The 14,585-nt window shown below is 77.9% G+C and carries 12 protein-coding genes; 3 read left to right on the forward strand and 9 right to left on the reverse strand.

Going from position 1 to position 14,585, the window contains the following annotated elements; all coding sequences use genetic code 11:
- Positions 1-9: 9 nt before the first annotated feature.
- Positions 10-387 (reverse strand): hypothetical protein, encoded by a 378-nt coding sequence (locus tag ACSTA4_RS19975; RefSeq protein WP_444960587.1) that lies wholly within the window; start codon positions 385-387, stop codon positions 10-12.
- A 358-nt stretch (positions 388-745) separates the two neighbouring features.
- On the opposite strand from ACSTA4_RS19975, the gene ACSTA4_RS19980 reads away from it, so the two are divergent.
- Complete coding sequence (locus ACSTA4_RS19980) at positions 746-1,894, forward strand: hypothetical protein (RefSeq protein ID WP_444960588.1); 1,149 nt, start codon at positions 746-748, stop codon at positions 1,892-1,894.
- A gap of 75 nt (positions 1,895-1,969) precedes the next feature.
- On the opposite strand, the gene ACSTA4_RS19985 is transcribed toward ACSTA4_RS19980, so the two are convergent.
- From ACSTA4_RS19985 to ACSTA4_RS20010, 6 genes are all read right to left on the reverse strand, one after another.
- The gene (locus tag ACSTA4_RS19985; RefSeq protein ID WP_444960589.1) at positions 1,970-4,183 is read right to left on the reverse strand and encodes a TIGR03986 family type III CRISPR-associated RAMP protein; all 2,214 of its coding nucleotides are present in this window, start codon (positions 4,181-4,183) and stop codon (positions 1,970-1,972) included.
- Positions 4,177-4,932: a hypothetical protein gene (locus ACSTA4_RS19990; RefSeq protein ID WP_444960590.1), complete on the reverse strand. Its 756-nt coding sequence runs from the start codon at positions 4,930-4,932 to the stop codon at positions 4,177-4,179. Before ACSTA4_RS19990 ends, ACSTA4_RS19985 begins: the two co-directional genes overlap by 7 nt.
- Entirely contained in the window at positions 4,929-6,554 is a 1,626-nt protein-coding gene (locus tag ACSTA4_RS19995) for an RAMP superfamily CRISPR-associated protein (protein ID WP_444960591.1), read from the reverse strand. Before ACSTA4_RS19995 ends, ACSTA4_RS19990 begins: the two co-directional genes overlap by 4 nt.
- On the reverse strand, positions 6,551-8,335 hold the full coding sequence (locus ACSTA4_RS20000; RefSeq protein WP_444960592.1) for a hypothetical protein: 1,785 nt from the start codon (positions 8,333-8,335) through the stop codon (positions 6,551-6,553). Before ACSTA4_RS20000 ends, ACSTA4_RS19995 begins: the two co-directional genes overlap by 4 nt.
- A 136-nt stretch (positions 8,336-8,471) precedes the next feature.
- Entirely contained in the window at positions 8,472-9,155 is a 684-nt protein-coding gene (locus ACSTA4_RS20005) for a hypothetical protein (RefSeq protein WP_444960593.1), read from the reverse strand.
- Positions 9,152-11,098 carry a hypothetical protein gene (locus tag ACSTA4_RS20010; RefSeq protein WP_444960594.1) on the reverse strand — a complete coding sequence of 649 codons (1,947 nt, stop codon included), beginning with the start codon at positions 11,096-11,098 and terminating at the stop codon, positions 9,152-9,154. The genes ACSTA4_RS20005 and ACSTA4_RS20010 overlap by 4 nt, the downstream gene beginning before the upstream one ends.
- Before the next feature lie 266 nt (positions 11,099-11,364).
- On the opposite strand from ACSTA4_RS20010, the gene ACSTA4_RS20015 reads away from it, so the two are divergent.
- Positions 11,365-11,544, forward strand: coding sequence for a hypothetical protein (locus tag ACSTA4_RS20015; RefSeq protein ID WP_444960595.1), 180 nt, complete (start codon positions 11,365-11,367; stop codon positions 11,542-11,544).
- A gap of 106 nt (positions 11,545-11,650) precedes the next feature.
- Here ACSTA4_RS20015 and ACSTA4_RS20020 read toward each other — a convergent pair whose 3' ends face one another.
- Together ACSTA4_RS20020 and ACSTA4_RS20025 are read right to left on the reverse strand one after the other, a co-directional pair.
- Positions 11,651-12,592 (reverse strand): CRISPR system precrRNA processing endoribonuclease RAMP protein Cas6, encoded by a 942-nt coding sequence (locus ACSTA4_RS20020; RefSeq protein WP_444964220.1) that lies wholly within the window; start codon positions 12,590-12,592, stop codon positions 11,651-11,653.
- Between the two features lie 113 nt (positions 12,593-12,705).
- Positions 12,706-13,245, reverse strand: a complete 540-nt coding sequence (locus ACSTA4_RS20025) for a DUF1697 domain-containing protein (protein ID WP_444960596.1) — start codon at positions 13,243-13,245, stop codon at positions 12,706-12,708.
- A 231-nt stretch (positions 13,246-13,476) separates the two neighbouring features.
- Between ACSTA4_RS20025 and ACSTA4_RS20030 the strand changes: the two genes are divergently transcribed.
- Positions 13,477-14,493, forward strand: a complete 1,017-nt coding sequence (locus tag ACSTA4_RS20030) for a hypothetical protein (RefSeq protein ID WP_444960597.1) — start codon at positions 13,477-13,479, stop codon at positions 14,491-14,493.
- Positions 14,494-14,585: the final 92 nt, after the last annotated feature.

Below are 14,585 nucleotides of genomic sequence, written 5' to 3' on the forward strand. Positions count from 1 at the left end.
AAACACCGCCTAGGCGCCCACCGCCCCCGCGTCCCGGGGACGGGGGCCGAGCCGCACCGGGGCGCCGCTGACGACGAAGGACCGGCAGGCGGTGACCACGCCGCTGCCGTCGCGCACGAGGTCGGAGGGGACCAGCAGGTCGCGGCGTTCGGGGTGCGCGGAGACGACCACGGAGGAGACGATGAACCACACGCCCTCCTGCGGTTCGGGGAGGTCGGCCCGGGTGCGCTCCTCGGCCATCAGCGGGACCCCGGCGACCTCCAGGCCCACGGGGACGCGGACTGCCTCCACCCGGGCCGGTCGGGCGCACCTGGGCCAGCGCCGGATGACGCGCGACCTCTCGTCCACGACTGTCACCACATGCGGCGTCAGGTTGACCACCCGCATCCGGCGACCTCCGTTCCTCTCGTTTCCCCGCCGGCCGGACTGACCGCCGGGTCCGGCGGCGCCGCGCCCTCACCGCAGTCTCTCGGACACAGCGCGGGCCCTCCGGAGAAGGCTCCGGACCGGAAAATCCGTGAACGTTGAGCCCATTGTTACTGATATCCATTTTGTACTTGTTTATAGGGATTCACACTGCTTGGTACAGGGGTCCAACAATTGACATTTCCCTCTCGGCGGGCCTAATTTGATAGGTGACCTCCCGTTGACGCGGGGGTGTCACCTGAGGTCTCGCGTTCTCTCACGCGCTTTCCCGGAGGGCTGGGGAAGCGTCCCGGCCCCGGACCACCGGGGAGAAGAGTTCGTGAGCACGCACCACTGCTCCGCCTGGGAGTTGTTCGGCTCCACCGCCTTCCTGCGCGCCTTCACGCGCGTCCTGGGGTGCGGGCCGTGCTCCGCGGACGGAACCGCGCAGGGCTGCTCGGGTCACTCCGAACAGTTCGGCGACTATGTCGACCTGTGCGCCGAGCACTGCCCGTGCCCGGTGCACGGAGGCGACCCCGAGGGCGTCGTCGCCGTGCGCATGCGCCGCGCCGTGCCCGACGGCACCGCCGTCGACCGCACCGCCGCGCACCGGCTGCGCGACGCCCTGGACGACGTGCGCCGGGACCGCTCCTACAAGAACCTGCGCCGCGTCTACCCGCAGGCCTCCTCCGACGGCCGGGTGCGCTGCGCGTTCTCCGAGCGCCCGCGCCGCTGGGCGCAGCGCCGCGACGTGGCCCGGGTCGCCGCGGACGTGGTCGACCAGGAGGCGCTGGCCATGCTGGTGCTCACCGCGGGCTGGGGCAACCCCGCCGCCGACCTGCCCGAGGACGTGCACCCGGGCGAGGCGGTCTCCTTCACCGAGGACGGCAGCGCCGTGCCCGTCGCCGACCTGCGCGGACGCGCGCTGACCGCGTCCGGGGAACCGCCCATGGTCTCCACCGCCACCGGCGACTACCTGCTGCGCAAGCTGGCCGAACTGGCCTCCGGGCGCGACGCGGACGCGGGCCGCACCCCCGACCAGCGGCGCCGCCTGCTGCTGCGCGGCCTGCTGCCCGGCATGAGCGGCGAGGACGTCGCCCGCAGGCTCACCGGCGTGCTGGGCCGGATGGCGGTGGACATGCCCCTCCACTTCCGGCTGGTGCAGCAGGCGCGGGGGCGGGCGCGCAGCGCGCCCTACTCCCCCGTTCCCGACGCCCCCGAGCCCGAGGAGGACGCCTCGCGGCGGCGCGAGGTGCTGGACGCGTCGGAGCGCGCCTGGCTGGAGCGCACCGCCCGGGAGCTGACGGGGCGGGCCCAGCAGGCACGGGAGGAGTTCGAGGCCGACCCCCCGGGCGCGCTCGACGCCCTGCTGTGCGCGCTGCTGGAGCAGGAGCCCGCCCCGGCGCTGTGGACGGGGGCCCAAGAGGACCCCGACCTGCGCGCGGACCTGCTGGAGGCGCTGGCCGAGGCCGTCGACGGACGCCCGTGAGGGGACGCGCTCACCCGGTGGACCCCCGGGAAGAGGACGGGCGGGGCGGCCACCGGCGCGCCTCCGCGCGGTGCCTCACCCGCCTCCGGGCCTCCCGGCGTCGCGGAACCGCCGGGTGAGCGGGGGCAGCACCGGGTACTCGGCGAACTCGCGCAGCGACATCACCGCGGTCGCCTCCCAGGGCAGGCGGCCGCGCCACCGGCTGGCCAGGCACACGTCCACCGCCTGGTCCACCTCCCGCCAGCGCCCGGGCGCTGGCTCGCCCGGCAGGCGCCTGGCCGCCAGGGCGGCGCCGAACGCGTCCAGGAACCCCCGGACCCGCTCCCGCCCGGCGCGCACGACCCCGGCGCCCGGGTCCAGGGACAGCGCGCGGGCGCGCCGGTCCACCAGGTACAGCTCCGGGCGCAGGTGGACGCTGCCCATGCCCAGCGACTTGCCCATGCCGATCTTGTGCGCGTGCTCGGGGTCGGCGGGGTCGCCCCCGTCCACGGGATTGTCCAGCAGCAGGGCGCGCAGCAGCGCACCGAGTTCGCCGTCGGTGAGGTTGGTGAAGGTGATACGTGAGCGAAAGGTGAGACCGTCGCGGAGGGGGACGACGTCGCGCTGGGTGTCGCGGGGAGGTTCGGGCCGGGTCCCCGGCGCCAGCACCGTCAGCCCCAGCTCCTCCTGGGTTCGGGCGTCGTAGCGCACCGGTCCGCCCGGGGCGGCGCGGTGCCGGTGCAGGTACACCTTGTACCCGCCCAGCCGCACCAGCCCCTCGTGCGACCACGTGATGATGTCGGGCCGGTCCCCCGAGGCGGCGTCGGGACCCTGGAGCAGGTAGTTGGCGAAGCAGCCGCGCTGGGGCGAGAGCAGTTGCACGCGCAGGGCCGCGCCGTCGGGGTAGTCCGGGTCGGGGTCGGTGCTCAGCGCGCTGCCGAAGGACACCCGGCCCTTGGACGCCCCCGCCTCGCCCGCGAAGGTGTCGGTGTCGCCGAACAGGGCCCGGCACACGTCCACCGTGCGTCCCGCCCGGGCGGCCCTTTCCGGGTCTCCGTGCTGGGGGCCCAGGACGGGCGCGGGCAGGGCCCGGCGGACCGGGTTGTCGTCGCTGACGGCGATGCGGTAGCCGCCGGAGCGGCCGAAGGAGACCACCGCCCCGGACGCGTCGAGGTCGAACCAGACCGGTTCGAGCCCGCGCCGGGGCAGGCCCCCTCCGCCGGCCCCGGCGACCGGTTCGCGCACGGGGTCGGCCGCGCCCGTGCCCAGGGTGTCGGGGAAGGCGGCGCGCTGGTAGCCGGTGACCTGCTCGGCCGACTCGAACAGCTCCACCATGGCGTCCGGGACGCGCAGGCGTGCGCCCAGGTCGGCGGGCCGGGGGAAGAGGTAGGCGTTGCGGCGCTCGCCCGCGGCGACCCCGGTCAGGACCACCAGGGCCCGCACCACCCCTCCCCCGCCCGGGCCGCGGGCGCCCCCGGCGCGGGCGTCCAGGTAGGCGCGGGCCTCCTCCCCGGTGGGTGCGACGGCGGCCACGCGCCGTTCCCCGGGCAGGTGGACGGCGTGCACCCAGCGGTACTGGAGGCGCCCGTGCTGTTCGTGGGTGGTGGGGACGTAGGCGTTGCTCCTGGGCGGGTCGGGGAAGTCGTCGACGCCGAAGTCCCAGGTGCGCAGGCTCTCGCGCAGGACCGTGAAGGGCACCTTGAGCGCCTGGCCGGCCTCGCCCGACAGGGCGGTGGCGGGGACCTCGACCACGTACCAGCGCCCGTCGGGCGGCGAGTGGAACAGGAACCCCTGCTTGGTGCGCAGCCCGGACCGGCGCCTGCGGTACTGGGAGTGCTGGTGGGCCATGACCCTGCGGGCGCGCGCGGACAGGGCGCTGTCGGCGCTGTCGGGGTCGATGCGCACGGGCGCGCGGAAGAACAGCATCGGTGTGTTGACCGGGCCGGTCTCGCCGCTGGTGAGCATGCGCACGGTGTTGCGGACCAGGCCGCGCAGGGTCGAGCCGGGGACGGCGGGCAGGTGGCGGTCGCCGTGCGGGAAGCGGGTGGAGGCGTTCACGCGCCCGCGTTCGAGGGTCTGGCCCACGAAGGTGGGGGTGAGCGTGGTCAGGGTCAGGTCGATCCACCCCGAGTGGGTGCCCGCCACGGTGCGGTCGTGGCTGCGCAGCAGGTCGTCGGTGGGGAGGCCGCCGTGCAGGTCGGCGGCGGGCATGGGGGTGTCGGCGATCCTGACCAGGCCGTAGGGCGCGGTGGCGTGGAACCGTCCCGCCCGCGGGCGCGGTGCGCCGCCGCACACGCCCGGGCTCACCACGGCCGTTCCCCCCGCCGGATCTCGTCGCCGGTGCCCACGTCGAACTCGGGTCCGGTCGGCTTGACCCCCGACCGCATCCCGGTGAGCCGGTGGAAGGCCACGCCCACCGCGCCGGTGGCGGGGTCCTGCGCCCAGTACTCACGCACCGTCAGCCAGGTGCCCGTGCTCTCCAGGGCGGTTCCGGCGCCGGGCACGGGGCGGAGGCGGCCGGAGAAGTCGGTCCACGCCACCGGGAGCACCGCCTGCGTGCCGGAGGGCTCCCGCGTCACCGACAGGGGGCCCGCGCCGTCCAGGACGCGGCTGGAGGAGGGGCCGTTCCAGCCCTGGAGGAGGAGGGAGCGCTCGCGCGGGCGCAGCTCCTCGGAGAGGTCGCCGGGGGCGTCCGCGCTGATCCACCCGGCCCCGGCGCCCTCCCCGAGCCGGATCTGCGCGTGCGGACCGAACACCAGGACCTCCAAGACGCGCCAGCGGTCGGCGGGGCCCGGGGGCGCGGCCGACAGGTGGGCGGTGGGCGGCTGGTCCGAGCGGTGCCACCGCGCTCCCGGGCAGGCGCCGGTGACGCGGCCGTCGCCGAGTTCGGCGAGCAGCCACTGCGGCCGGTCCGGTGCGCCGGGCACGCCCGGAACACCGGTGTCGAGCAGGCGGCAGCGGAGACCGCGGACGAAGACGTCGTCGAGGACTCCGTCGACCTGCGCGGCGGTCAGGCGGCGCACGGCCAGGCCGTGCGGGCGCGGGGGCTCGTGGTTCACCGGGGCTCCTCCGTCGTGGGCGCGGGGGCGAGCGCGGCGCGCAGGGCGGCCAGCCAGCCGCGGGCGGTGGCCGCGTCGTCGCTGTCGGGTGTGAACAGGGCGGTGACCAGGTCCACCGTGTCCGGCGGTCCCCCGCCCGGGGGGTGGGTGGTCAGGAGGGCGCGGGTGGCGGTCAGGCGCCCGTTCCCGGTCCCGGCGCCCGCGCCGAGGGTGTCGAAGGGTACCGTGGCCAGCTCCCGCACGAGGAGGGCGAGCAGACCGCGGACGGCGTCGTCGGGCTCGCGCACGTCCAGGACCGCCTCGGCGCTGCCGCCGCAGTGCAGGTCGGTGGTGAACAGGCGGCCGTCCACGGCGTCGCCGAAGAGGGAGTCCACGGTCAGCCGGGTGGCGGTCAGGGGCGCTCCGCCGGTGAGCACGGGGACGGTGCGCAGCCGGATCCGGGCGGGGCGCGGGAGGCCGCGCCGGTCGGTGTCGGCGCCCCACCAGTGGTCGTGCCAGTCGCGCCACCGGTCCGGCCCGGCGCCCAGGTGTTCGGCCGCGTCCCGGACCAGACGGCCGCCGACCCTCTTGAACAGGGCGAACAGCGCGGTGTCGCCCAGGACCGGTGCGGGCTGGACGGCGGCCTTGTCCGGGTCGGTGACGGCGGGGCGGTGGCGGTGCGCCCGGTCCGCCTCGCCCAGGCGTTCGGGGGCGGGGACGTCGCCGATCATGAGCAGGCCGGGCCTGGGTTCGCGCGGCGGCGGGGCGGTGGGGTCGGGCTGCTCGGCGACGGCCAGGGTCAGGTGGAGTTCGGCGCGGTGGCGGCGGTCGGGCCGGTGCGCGCGGGCGAGCGCGTGCGCGGCGGTGGCCCCGCGCCCGCAGGCGCGCAGGGCCTCGGTCAGGGCGGTGGCCAGGTCGGCGGGGGCGTCGGCGAGCGCGTCGGCGCCCTCCTCCCAGCGCCGGGCCCAGGAGCGCGCGTGGTAGGCGAACCAGCCGCGCTCGTCGGTGAGGTCGTGGCGGCGCGCCGACCAGTGGGTGGCGCGGACCGCGCCGTAGCCGCGGCCGGTGCGCGCGCCCACGCGGACGCCGGGACCGGACCCGTCGGGCCCGGAGAGTCCGTCGCAGGCCAGGAGCAGCAGGGTGAGCAGGCGGGCCTCGTCGGCCGGCGCGGGGACGCGCAGGCGCAGGTGGGCGGTGAACACGGTGCCCGCGGGCAGGATCTCCCACCGCCACGTGCGGCCCGGCCGGACGGTGCCCGCGGCCGGGTCCACCCGGGTGCCGGTGCGGACCGCGACCGCGGTGTCCTCGGGGAGTTCGGCGCGGGCGTCGTCCACGTCCAGCGCGCTCGCGGCGGCCCCCTCCCCGCCCGGCGCGGCCTCGGACTCCGCCGATCCCGTGAGGGCGCGGACGTCGTCGGGGTCGCCCGTGCGGGCCGCGAGTTCGTGGCGCAGCAGCCCGGCCAGGGTGGTGGCGCGCAGGCGGGGCGCGCCGGTGGCCGGATCGCGGTCCACGTGCAGGTCCACGTCGTTTCCGGTGGCGTGGCGGGGCCTGGCCCGGGCCGCACCGACGTGGGTGTCGGAGAGCAGGCACAGCCGCAGGGTGACCTCCCACAGCAGCCCGGGCGGGGCTGGCTCGCCGCTCACCCGGGGCCTCCCCCGCCGGGGCGTCCCCCGTCCTGCTCGGCGCGCGGCGGGCGGGCGGCCTCGGCCAGCCAGGAGGAGACCAGGACCAGGGAGAGGCGTGCGGCGGCGCGGCGCTCCCAGTCGCGGGCGCGGGCGGACAGACCCCGGCCGCCGGGGGGCAGGCCGTCGGGCAGGGAGAGGTCCACGGCGGCGACGGCCCGGGCGTAGGCGGGGCTGTGCACGGGGTGGGGCCGGTTGTCCCGCCACCAGGCCTCGGCTCCGCCGGACAGGTCCGCCAGCCAGGACCGGACGCTGACGGGGCGGTCGTGGCCCGGGCGGACCAGGCGGGCCCGGTCCAGGGCGCGCGCGGCCCGGTCGTGCGGGACCTTGTGGGTGCCCGCCGTGCCCGTGTGGCCGGGGGCACGGCCGCGGACGGTGCGTTCGAGGGCGGCCAAGGCGTCCTCGGGGGTGGAGTGGGGGTGGGCGGCGACCTCGCGCAGGCGGCCCGACAGGCCGGGGGTGAGCGGGGCGAGCAGGCGGGCGGAGCCGCGGACCAGGGCGCGGGCGTGGTCGCGGACGGGCTGGACGGCGGCGTTCCACAGGAGCGCGTCGTACAGGGCGCGCAGCTGGTCGTCCTCCTCCGGGAGGGGCGCCGCGGCGGGGACGGCACGGCCGTCGGGGAGGGCGACGGTGCCCGGCGGGCGGCACGCGAGGGGTTCGGCCAGCGGGGCGAGGGGTTCGGGACCGGGAGGGGGCGGGTGGAGCAGGGTGAACTGGCCGTGGCCGTCCACGACCCGTTCGCCCAGGGGGTGCGCCTCCAGGTCGCGGACCCGCTCGGTGTCCAGGTCTCGGTCCAGGACCAGGCGGACCACAGCGCCGGGGCGGGCGGCCCAGCGCTGGGCCATGGGGCCGTGGTAGCCGCGGTGGTAGGCGCCGACGAGCCCGGCCTCGGCGTGGTCGGCGAGGACGCGCGCCCGGGCGCCGGGCAGGCGCCGGGCCAGGAGGTCGAGCACGGCGGGCACCAGGTGCGCCGGGCGGTACTGGCCGTCGTCGCCCACCAGCAGCGCCGGGGAGAGCAGGATCAGGTCGAAGGGGGACCCGGCGGCCCAGGAGCGGGGGCCCGAGGGTTCGACGCGGTCGGGTGACAGGAGGCGGTCGGGGTCGGCGGGTGCCACGCGGACGCCGCCGTGGGCCCGGGTGCCCCCGGAGCCGAGGGTGAGGGTGCCGTCGGCCCGGGCCAGGAAGGCGGCGAGGCGTTCGGCGAGCTCGCGCAGGGCGGCGCGGTCGGGGGCGCGCAGCTGCCAGCGGGCCTCGAAGACCTGGCCGGGGTCGATGCTGGTGGTGAGGAAGGGCACGCCCCGGGGCGCGTCACCGGTGCGGGGGCGGCCGAGGTACTGCTCGGTGGTGGTGCGCACGGCGGCGCGCAGGGAGCGGTCCGGGGTGAGGGGGTCGCGGACCGCTCGGTAGGGCGTGGCCGGGTCGGTGGGGCCGAAGGCGTCGACGGCGGTGTCGCCGTCCTTGCCCGGCGTGTACAGGTGGGCGGGGGCGGGGTGGGCGGCCCCGGTCTCCAGAAAGGGGTGGGCGGGGGCGAAGCGGACCTGTTCGCCGCGGACCACCCAGTCGTGGAGTTCGCGGTCGAGGCCGGCGCGCCGCAGCGCGGCGGCGAGCATGCCGCGCTGGGCGCGGCCGCTGACGGAGTGCTCGGAGTCCACGCGCAGCGGGTCGAAGGAGGTGCGCACGGCGAGGGTGTCGGTCAGGACGTAGCGCAGCGGAAGGTAGCCGCTCACCGCGAGCCCGCTCACGTGCCCGCCTCCGTGTCCCCGTGCGGTGCGGTACCGCGCCGTGGCGTCCGCGCCGACACCGGATCCGCGCCCGCAACGGTGTTCCCCGCCGGAGAGGCGGTGGGGCCGGGCGTCGCCGTGCCGGGGGAACGGAGTCTCATGGGGGTGTACCTTCCCGTTCCCGGCCGCCGTTCACGGGCGCGGCCAGGCTCAGGGTCACCTCGTACGGGTCGCCGCCCCCGGCCCCGGCCAGGCGCACGTCCACCCGGCCCCGGCCGCGCGTGCCCCTGGACCCGATACGGGTGGTGGCCAGGCAGGCGCGGGCCAGCAGCCTCCAGTGCTCCTCCCCCGGCGGGGAGGCCCAGGTCAGCGCGGCGGTGAGGGTCAGGCCCGGCAGGAGCGCCCGGTGCGTGCGCAGGCGGCCCGGCTCGGGCGCGCCGTCCGGGCCCACCGCGATGCCCGACTCCAGGGTCGTGTAGGCGTCGGTGACCGCGCGGCGCAGGGTGGAGCGCAGCGGTTCGGTCCGACCGGCGAGCGCGCGGGCGACCGCGGCGCGCACCCCGTCGCCCAGGACGGCGTGTCCCACCCGCAGCATCCGGTCCGCGCCGTGCGAACCCCCGCGGCCGAAGACCTCGTCGCAGGTCCCGGCCAGGCCGGGCGCCACCGCCAGGGCGCTGACCGCGCCGGCGCGCAGCCGCGCGGCGAGGCGGTGGCGGGGCAGGTAGGGCAGGCCGTGCTCGTCGGTGACCACGTCGGTGTCGGCGCCCGTGCCGTCCGCGCTGGCGCCGGCGAACAGCGCGGGGGAGGCCAGGTGCACGGTGACGCGGTCCGGGAGGCTCACCGGAACGCGCCCCGCGGACGGGCCGCCCCGGTACGCGGACCGCGGCTCCCCGCCCGCCGCTGGGGGCGGTGGGGGTCGAGGGCCGCCGCCAGCCCGGGATCCAGGTGCAGGTCCATCACCTCGACCGCGTCGAGCAGGCCGCCGGGCGTCCAGCCGCGGGGCAGGTCGACGGGCCCGCCCGTCGCGTGGGCGCGGCGGGCGAGTTCGGGCCCCGGGTCGGCGCCCGACTCCAGCAGGGGGACCAGCGAGGAGACCAGCCAGCCCCGCTGGCGGGTGTCCCCGTCGGCGAGCAGGCTGCCCGGGGCGGTCGCGGACAGGTACCGGTCCAGGAAGCGGGCGAACCCGGTTCCGGTCAGGGGCTGGGCGGTGCGCGGCACGGGCGCCCGGCGGGCCCGGTCCAGGCGGCGCAGCACCCGTCCGACGCCGTCGAGGCGCATCGTCCAGGCCACGGCGTGCTCGTCGCCCGCTCCGGGGTCGGCCTCGGCGGCCTGGAGGCGGTGCTGTTTGGCGCGGCGGCACATCGCCTCGCACAGGTCGTAGCCCAGCGACAGCGGGGCGCCCACCGGCTGCACGGCCACGCCCACCCCGACCGTGGGCACGAACGTGGTGTGCGCCGCGCCGCCCGGCACGACCACGGTGCGTCCACCGCCGGGGCGGTCGCCGTGGGCCTCGGCGAGCGCGCGGTGCAGCCCCACCCGGGGGTCGCGGTCGTCGCCGACGCGCTCGGGGTCGGCGTCCAGCCAGTCGAGGGCGTAGCGCACCAGGCTGAGGGCGAGCCGGGCGTCGCACAGCACGGTGAGGTCGTCTCCGGCGACCACGACGGGGCGGACCGGCAGGGACACGGGTCCGGGCGGCTCGTGGTGCAGGGTGATCGGCGCGGCGGCGCCGGTCCCCGGGATGAGGGGCCGCCGGCCGGGTCCGGCGTGGACGGTGGCCGCCACCGCGCGCACCAGGACGCGGGCCAGCCCCTCGGTGAGTCCGGCGATGCGGGTGGACAGGCGGCGCTGGGCGAAGGCGCCCGAGCCCGGCACGGCCGGGTCGCCCGCGCGTTCGCGGTATTCGCCCAGGAGCGCGCCCAGGCCGTTGACGTCGATGTGGACGACCGCGACGCGGCTGAGGCCGCCGTGGTCGCGGCCCAGGCGGTCCACCTCCATCGGCAGCGTCAGGGCGGGGGCTCCGGCGGCGGTGACGGCGTCGGCCAGCCAGTCGCGGCTGTGGGCGCGGTGCCAGCGGCGGCCGATCCCCCGGGCCCGGGCGACGTCGGCGGCCACCCTCTCGTGCACGTCGGGGTGGTCGTCCTGGGCGCGGCTGCTGTCCACCGACTCGGCGGGGCCGCCGCTGACCGAGCACACTGCGGTGATCCCGTACCCGTGGGCGGGGGTGTGCAGGGCCGACATGTGCCGCCGCGCCTCCCGCAGCCGCGCCGGGAGCAGGGCCAGCGCCTCGTCCACCCCGGCGGCCGCCGCCGTGTCGGCGTCCGGCGCGCGGTCGGTCCCCGGGGCCCCGGTCGCGCCCGTGCGCTCCGGCGCGGCGCCGCCCGGCCCCCCGGCTCCGGGACCGTAGGCCACGTGCGCCACCACGGGGGTCAGGTCCCCGGCGCGGTCGCGCAGCCTGCGGGTGTAGCGGGCGGTGAACCCGCGCGCCGAGGCAGCGTCGGGGAAGACCGCGGTGAGCGCCCCTCCGGCGTCGCGCAGCACCACGCAGTCCGGCGGTACGAGGTCGGCGATCCCGTGCTCGGCGTCGGAGGTGTCGGTCAGCTCCGCGACGAGGGCGGCGCGCCCCACCGCGTCCAGGATGCGCCGACCGCTGTAGACGTAGGCCTGGATGCCGCGCAGGTCGACACCGACCACCACACCGCTGGGCGGCGTTCCCCCCGGGCGCGTCGGGGCACCGGGGGGCCGGTGCTGCTCGGGGGCGAAGGTCACCGTGTCGGGCTCCTCCATCGGCGGGACGTGCGGGAACGCGGCGCCGCCGCGCGGCGCCTGCTGACCTCTCTCGGACGGTGCCGCACGACGCACCGGATACCAAGCGATACCAGTCCGGGCCCGCGGGGCCGCGCCCCGCCCCGGCACGACGCGCCCGCTCCCGGGACGCCGCGCCGTCCGGCCCGGGCCGGGGGCCTCCTCCCGCGGGTCCTTCCGCCCGGGCGCGCGGCGCTGTCCGAGAGAGCTGTGTGCACGCACACCGCCCCGGTACGGAAGGTTCCCCGATGGCCCCGCACACGTCCGACACGATCGCGCCGCCAGGGTGCGACGCGTCCGTCCCCGCCGCCGCGAACGGCGCGCCGCTCACCCCCCAGGACCTCGTGCCGCACCTGCGCGGCCTGGCCCGCGCCCTGCGCGACCGGGGCGCGGACCGGGCCGGGCGGGAGCGCGCCCCCTCGCCGTGAGCGCACGCCTTCGGCTCCCGCCCCCGTCCACGGGGCGGGAGCCGAAGGCCGGACCGGGCGCCGGTGCGGCCACCGGCCCCGACCAGCGGGGATGCTCCTGTGGACGTCAGTCGAACAGGGCGCCCCCGAACTCCTCCTCGGCGACGGCGTGCGCCCGGGTCTCACCCACGCGCTGCGGGGCGCGCCGGGGCACCCGGTGCGGGGTCCGCCGGGGGCGCTGGGCGGGCACCCGGGCGGACGGCTGGTCGCTGGTCACCGTGTCCACCCGCACGGAGCCGAAGCCCTGGGCGGTGTACTTGCCCGCTCCGGTCAACTCCAGCAGTTCCAGGAGGGTGGCGAAGGCGTCGGCGTGGCGGCGCTCGCCCCCGGCCAGGTCCAGCCGCAGACCGCCGTGCCAGCCCAGCACGGTGCGGTTGTCGGCGTGCTGGTGCTCGGCCAGCCGCACCTCCTCGCCGGGCAGGGGCTCGCGGCGCACCCGGGCCAGACCGCCGAACACCAGCTCCAGCCAGGGCTCGGCCAGGGCGGGCGGCGCGAACCGGGCCACCGCGCCCACGGCCCCGCTGCCGCCGACGATCCCGCCGCCCGAACGGTGCACCGCACCGAAGAGGCGCCGCGGGGTGGGCCAGATGTGCGGAATGCGCTCACCGGCGGCGTCGCGCGTGGTCATGACGACGGGGGTGCGGCTGCGCACCTCGGCCGAGCGCACCGCGGACGGGCCGCGCGGCTCGGTGAGCATCTGACCGTAGGTGCGGTCGAAGGTGCGGGTGACCGAGAGGGGCACCAGCAGGTGGTCGCCGATCCGCTGGGGGTCGCCGACCAGCCCCTCCGGTGCGAGCGGGGGCGGGATGTCGTCGTCCAGCCAGGTGAGCGTCCAGTGGTGCAGACGGTCACCCAGGGGCGAGGGCCACCCGTTCATGGCCCACCGCTTGGCGGCCGCGTGCTCCTCCGGTGACTGGGGCCACCAGCGGTTGAGCAGTCCGTGGCAGTCCTCGGGCCGGATCGGCCGCGCCGTGTCCGCCAGATCTCGCAGGATCACGGTCCACCGCATCGGCACGGGCACCACCCCTTCACTCGGTCGCGGCGGCGGGCACACGCCGCCGAGGACTCCTCTCGGACAGTGCCGGGGACCCGGGCGGTGCCGCGGCCCCCGGACCTGCGGCTTCAGCCCTCGGCCATCTCCAGCAGGCGCAGCACCGTGCGCCAGTTGCGGCCCGTCACCGTCCCGTCGACGTGCCGGGCCACGAGGTCGGGGAGTCTGGCGTGTCTGAGCCCCAGCTCGTGGTGGGTGTAGACCTGCTCGCCCACCACGGCCAGGCGCTCGCGCGGGTGGGCGGACGGGTCGAGCGCGGCCAGTCCGGCGGCGTCCACGGCGCCGGAGCAGAACAGGACGAGGAACTTGGCGGGGTCGGGGACGGGGAGGGGGTTGGCCTCCACCGCGGCGCGCATCTGCCCGGCGGTGCGCACCACGGTCGGCACGTCGAGCCCGAGTTCGGCGTCGACGGCCTCCCGCACCCGCCGGGCCACGGCGTCGGGTCGCGTCCCCTCGGCGCTGAACACCGCGTTGCCGCTCCGGAGGTGGGTGGCCACGTCGCCGTAGCCGAGCCCGGCGAGCAGGGAGCGCAGGTCGGCCATGGCGACGCGGCGGTGCGCGCCGAGATTGATTCCGCGCAGCAGCGCGACGTACCTGGTCATGTCCGCCATTGTGCCGAGACGGCAAAGGGGCGCACAAGTGTTCGATCACGGTTGTGGACAACCCGCGGCGACGCGTCCGACGACCGGCCGCCGCGCCGGGGAGCCGACGCGCGGGCCCCGCGGCCTTCCGGACCGGTCCGCGGGCCCCGGCGGGCGCCGCCGGTGCGTACGCTGGCACGCGTAGGCGCGGCTCCCTGGCCGCCGCGCAGACGTGAACCGCACCACGACCCCGGAGACGCCGTGCCGCGCCTGAGCCACACCTTCGACATCACCGCAGTGGACAGGGAGGTGGTCGAGCGCATCGTCGCCGCCCTGCACGAGGTCGCGCGCAGCTGCCGTTTCGACGGCCGGGGCTGGCTGCTGACCCCCGACGCGCCGACCCGGGCCCGCCTGGACCGGCGGGCCGACGAACTCGGGCTGCTCGACGGCGAGGAAGCCGAGCGGTTGCGCGGGGAGCAGCGCCGCGCCGCCGAGGAACTGCGCGGGGGCGGCGCCGACACACCGGCCGAGGCCGACGAGCTGGCCGTGGCCGCCAGCGAGCCCTCCCTCCAGTTGCAGCGGGGGCGCCACCTCGCGCCCCGCAGCCACTACCTCATCGCCGAACTGTCTCCCGAGGGCGTTCCCGTGGACCCCGCCGACGACGAGGAGAAGGGCTGGAGCGGCACGGGCGTGACCCTCACCTCCTGGGACGAGGCGGGCACCACCTCGGCCGAGTTCGCGATGCCCGACACCGTCGGCACGCAGGAGGCCCCCGTGACGTGGGGGACCGTCACCCACGACGCCCCCGCCGGACTGCTCACCTGGAACGCGCGGGTGCGGCTGCCCGGGCGCGGCGCCTGGCTGCGGTCGGCCGAGGGCACCCTGGAGGTGGACACGGGCGCCTGGTACGAGGCCCTCGCGCGGGGCCGGGACACCCCTCCCGCCCGGGTGCGGGCCACGCACTCCCTGGCCCGGGTCAGCGCCTGGCTGTCCCCTTCGGTCTCCGCCGACGGCCGCTGGTCGGTGGAGGCCGTGCTCGACGTGCGCGGCCGGGGCCTGTTCCGCCCGGTGGTGGCGGCGGCCTTCTGGGCGGTCACCGCCTCCTTCCGCCGGGAGGACCGGCGCACGGCCCGTCAGGGAGGCGGCGAGCCGACCACGCGGGAGCGCCTGGACCAGACCGCCCGCGCCTGGGACCGCGTCGCCCGCAACGCGCCCCGGATCCCGGAGCTGCTGCACGAGGTGGCCCGGGCCATGGCCGAGGCCCCCGACAGGGACTGACTCTCCCGGCCCTCCCCCGGCGCTCCCGCTCCGGCCCCGCCGCTCCCGGTCTCCCCGACCCGTCCCCCGGCGACCCCCGCCCCGGGCCCGCG

This window comes from Nocardiopsis sp. M1B1, assembly GCF_052466615.1.

Coding starts and splice junctions, on each gene's coding strand:
- ACSTA4_RS19975 (WP_444960587.1), bottom strand. CDS start 387: ATGCGGGTGGTCAACCTGACGCCGCATGTGGTGACAGTCGTGGACGAG.
- ACSTA4_RS20010 (WP_444960594.1), bottom strand. CDS start 11,098: ATGGAGGAGCCCGACACGGTGACCTTCGCCCCCGAGCAGCACCGGCCC.
- ACSTA4_RS20015 (WP_444960595.1), top strand. CDS start 11,365: ATGGCCCCGCACACGTCCGACACGATCGCGCCGCCAGGGTGCGACGCG.
- ACSTA4_RS20020 (WP_444964220.1), bottom strand. CDS start 12,592: ATGCGGTGGACCGTGATCCTGCGAGATCTGGCGGACACGGCGCGGCCG.
- ACSTA4_RS20025 (WP_444960596.1), bottom strand. CDS start 13,245: ATGGCGGACATGACCAGGTACGTCGCGCTGCTGCGCGGAATCAATCTC.